The sequence below is a fragment of the Actinomycetota bacterium genome, from assembly GCA_030776725.1.
GTDB lineage: Bacteria > Actinomycetota > Nitriliruptoria > Nitriliruptorales > JAHWKO01 > JAHWKW01.
This window is the reverse complement of the sequence record JALYHG010000081.1, coordinates 1-4,153: the sequence shown is the minus strand read 5'-3', so window position 1 is coordinate 4,153 and position 4,153 is coordinate 1. Positions and strand designations below refer to the sequence as shown.

The following is a 4,153-nucleotide window of genomic DNA, read 5'->3' as shown; positions in this document are numbered from 1 at the left end:
AGGGCATCGGAGATGTAGTCGCCGTTCAGGTTCATGGTCGCGATGACGTCGTACTGGTCCGCGCGCGTGAGGATCTGCTGCAGGAACGCGTCGGCGATGACGTCCTTGATCACGATCTTCCCGGCTTCCTCAGCCTCGCGCTGTTCGTCGTTGGCCGCGGCCCGACCGTCGCGGTCAGCGGTGCGGTCCCACTGGCGCCAGGTGTAGGTCTCGCCGGGGTACTCGTCCTCGGCGACGTCGTACCCCCAGCTGCGGAACGCTCCCTCGGTGAACTTCATGATGTTGCCCTTGTGCACCAGCGTCACGCTGCGGCGCCCACGGTTGAGCGCGTAGTCGATGGCGGAGCGCATCAGCCGCTTGGTGCCGTCCTCGGAGATCGGCTTGATGCCGAACGCGGCCGTGTCGGGGAAGCGGACCTCGTCGGTGACGCCCAGCTCCTGGCGCAGGAACGCCATCAGCCGGCGGGCCTCGTCGGTTCCGGCTTCCCACTCGATCCCGGCGTACACGTCCTCGGTGTTCTCCCGGAAGATCACCATGTCGACGTCCTCGGGTCGTTTGACCGGGGACGGAACGCCGGAGATGTGCCGGACAGGGCGGACGCACGCGTACAGGTCCAGCCGCTTGCGTAGCGTGACGTTCAACGAGCGGATGCCGCCGCCGACCGGGGTGGTGAGCGGCCCCTTGATCCCGACGTGGAACTCGCCGAAGGCGTCGATGGTCTCGTCGGGGAGCCACACGTCGTCGCCGTAGAGGCGGTTGGCCTTCTCACCGGCGTACACCTCCATCCACACGATCCGCCGGTCAGCGCCGTAGGCACGCTCGACGGCGGCCTCGAGCACACGGTGGGCGGCCGCCCAGATGTCGGGTCCGGTGCCGTCCCCCTCGATGAACGCGATGATCGGGGTGTCAGGAACGGCGAGTTTGCCGTCGTGGATCGAGATGGCTCGTCCGTCGTCGGGGACACGGATCTTGTCGTAGGGCACCGGTGGTCTCCTCGGCGTCGGGACGGGCGGGTCAGGCTCGGAGCGAGGCTAGCCACTGGTGCACCCGGCGGTCGGTGTCGCCCCGTTGGCGGTTGCCACGGGAGCACGGCGTTGTATTAGGTTCTCCTCACCTCAGTTCAGCCGACCTTCCAGGAGCCCCGTATGTCACGCTTGCGTCGCTTCTCGCCCCGCCTCGTCGTGGCGGCCAGCCTGGCGTTCGCCGTGCTGCCCGCCTGTGGTGGCGACGACGGCGCCGGCGTCCGCGAGATCGACGGGGGCGGCGACACGGTGACGGGGACCCAGACGGGCACGCAGACCGGCACGCAGACGGGCACCCAGACACCGACGGCGCCAGGCACGCCCGCCACGCCCGGCGCCTACTGACGCGCCCGTCCAGCCCCACCCGGCGAGCGCCACGGCTGCGACCACCCAAGCGCCGTGGCGGACCCAGGTCGCGACGCCGGGCCGGAGGTAGTCGGGGAGCATCAGCCGCCAGCCGCGGTACAAGGGGTTGGTGGTGGCGGCGAAGTCCACCACCCACGTCACGTCTCCGCGGGCGGCCTCCACCGCCAACCAGGCGTGAGCGACCACGCCGACGGTTCCGAGCACCGCCAGCCAGGTGAGTCGGGCTCCGTTGCGGCCGACCCACCAGCCCACCGCGACGGCCGCGCACGGCAACACCGCCACGATCTGTCGGCCCGGGAACCACCAGCCGTGCATGGTCACCGCCACGAACGTCGCGGTGAGCCACCCGGCGATCAGCGGCACCCCGACCACCGCAGCCGCACGGCCGCTGCGGCGGGCCAGCGCCGCCAGCGCCGGCACCGCCAGCAGCCAAGCCGGCTGCCAGGCGGCCACCCCGAACCCGCGGTCGACCAGCAGGCCCAGGAGTCGCTGGCTGCGGGCGAGGTAGCGGGGCGCCAGCCCGACGACCGCGAGCTGCCCACCGTGCTCGGCGAAGAACGCACCCGACGCGTAGCTGGTCGCGCCGCCGTACCAGGCCAGGTGCAGGGCCAGGTAGGCGATCCCCGCGACCGCCAGCACCCCGACCGCGACGCCGGCGGTGACGCGGTCTCCGCGGCGGATCACCCGGACCACCGCGAGGCCTGCCAGGCTGGCCGCGACCGGGACGAACTTCACCGACAGCCACGGCAGAGCCACGACCGCCCCGGTCACCACCGCGATCCCGCCCCGCCGCAGCGGTCCGGCGAGCCCCGCGATCGCCGCGGTCACCGCCACGGCGGCCGGGAGCTCCGGGTAGACCTGCTGGCCGTACACCGCCAGGGGGGCGGCGGCTCCCATCACGAGGGCTGTCACCGCTGCCGTGCGCAGCGGGACGCCGAAGCGGCGCACCATCGTCCACACCAGCAGCCCCGCCAGGGCGGCGTTGAGCCCCGCCAGCGTGAGCTTCGCGGCCACCCACCCGCCGAGGCGCACCGGGACGGAGAGGACCGCCGGGAGGAGCGGGTCGTGGGGGGCGACCATCGACCCGTCTGCGCGACGCCGCGCCTGGGGCAGCAGCGTCTGCTCGTGGAAGGGGCGGTACGCACCGCGGTCGATCTGGTCGCTGACGTCGAGGTCGAGATCGTGGGCGAGGCTCAGCGCGGTGAGCAGGTAGTGCGGCTCGTCTCCGCTGGTGTGGTTGCCCGTCGTGGCCCGACCCGCCACCCCACCCGCCGCCGCCGCCCCGGCCAGGAACGCGACCGCCGCGATGACCACCGCGAGCCGCCCCCCAGTGAGCGGCCGCAGGTCGGCGTGGTGAGCGAAGCTTGCCGGTTGCCGGGTCACCGCAGCACCTCGGAGCGGCGGACTCCCAGCACCCAGATCACCACCCCGGACAGCACGATCAGGAGCAACGACGCGACGCTGGCATCGGCGAGGAACGCATCCTCAGCCGAGGTCCAGATGCGGGTGGCGAGCGTGTCGAACCCCGGGGGAGCGAGGAGCAGCGTGGCCGGCAGCTCCTTCATCGTCGACAGCAGCACCAACCCGCCACCGGCCAGCAGCCCCGGTGTCATCAGCGGCAGCTCCACCGTGAGCAGCCGGCGTCCACGCCCCGCGCCGAGCGCACGCGCGGCGTCGTCGAGCCTGCGCGGGATGCTGGCGACGGTCACCTCGGCGGCGCGGAGAGCTTGCGCCCCGAAGTGGATCACGTACGCGGCGACGAGCAAGTGCAGCGTCTGGTAGGCGGTCGCGATGGGGCCCGGGGCGCCGAGGGTCCAGAAGGTCAGGGCCAGCGCGATGACCAGCCCGGGTAGGGCGAAGCCGGCCACGATCACCGCGTTGACGGCCTGCCCGGCGCGGCTGCGGTGGCGGACGGTGAGGTAGGCGACCGGGGCGACGACCGCCACAGCGATCGCGGCGGTGGCGAGGCTGATCCCGACCGTGTTGAGCGCCGGCCGGAGCAGCTGCCCGGGATCGGTGACCACCGCCCCGGCGCGTGCCGCGCCCCGCGCCAGACCACGGACCGACCAGAACGCCAGCACCCCGACCGGTGCGATCAGCGCGGCGAACAGCAGAGCGGCCAGACCTCCGGTCGCGACCGGACGCCACGCCCCGAGGGAGATCTGCAGGCCTCGGGTGGCGCGGACCCCTTCGACCTGACGCACGCCGCCGGTGACCATCCGCTCGAGCACCACGACCGCGACGGCCAGCGCCCCGAGCTCCAGGCTCAGCGCCAGCGCCGTCGGGGGATCGAGGACGCTGACGAAGATCACCCGGGTGAGGGTGTCGTAGCGCAGCAGCTCGACCGCACCCCAGTCGCTGATCGCGTACAGGAACGTCAGCAGCGCCCCGGCCAGGATGGCGCCGCGGATCTGTGGCAGGACCACCGACGCGAAGACCCGCGTGGGCGGGCGCCCCAGCAGCCGGGCGGCTTCCTCCAGCGACGGCGGGAGCTGCTGCAGGCGTGCGGCGACCGGAAGGAAGACGTAGGGGTAGGTCAACAGTGTCAGGACGAGGAAGGCGCCACCGAAGCCGCGCAGGCCACCGGGGACCCGCACACCGATCAGCCGCTCGGCCAGGCCTCCCGGCGCGAACGCCGCGATCAACGCGAACGCCCCGATGAACGAGGGGATCACCAGAGGAACCGGTAGCAGGATGCGCCACAGGCGCCGGGCGGGCACGTCCGTGCGGGTCACCAGCCACGCGCCCCCGGTCCCCACCGTCGC

The 4,153-nt window shown here is 72.9% G+C and carries 3 protein-coding genes; all 3 read right to left on the bottom strand.

Annotated features, from left to right (window positions below; translation table 11 throughout):
• Positions 1–983: NADP-dependent isocitrate dehydrogenase (icd, locus tag M3N57_03725; protein ID MDP9021805.1), on the bottom strand; the 983-nt coding region annotated here is incomplete at its 3' end.
• A 165-nt stretch (positions 984–1,148) separates the two neighbouring features.
• On the bottom strand, positions 1,149–2,771 hold the full coding sequence (locus M3N57_03720) for a hypothetical protein (protein ID MDP9021804.1): 1,623 nt from the start codon (positions 2,769–2,771) through the stop codon (positions 1,149–1,151).
• Positions 2,768–4,153 (bottom strand): iron ABC transporter permease (locus M3N57_03715; protein ID MDP9021803.1); only part of this gene is annotated, 1,386 nt, incomplete at its 5' end. The genes M3N57_03715 and M3N57_03720, both read right to left, overlap by 4 nt.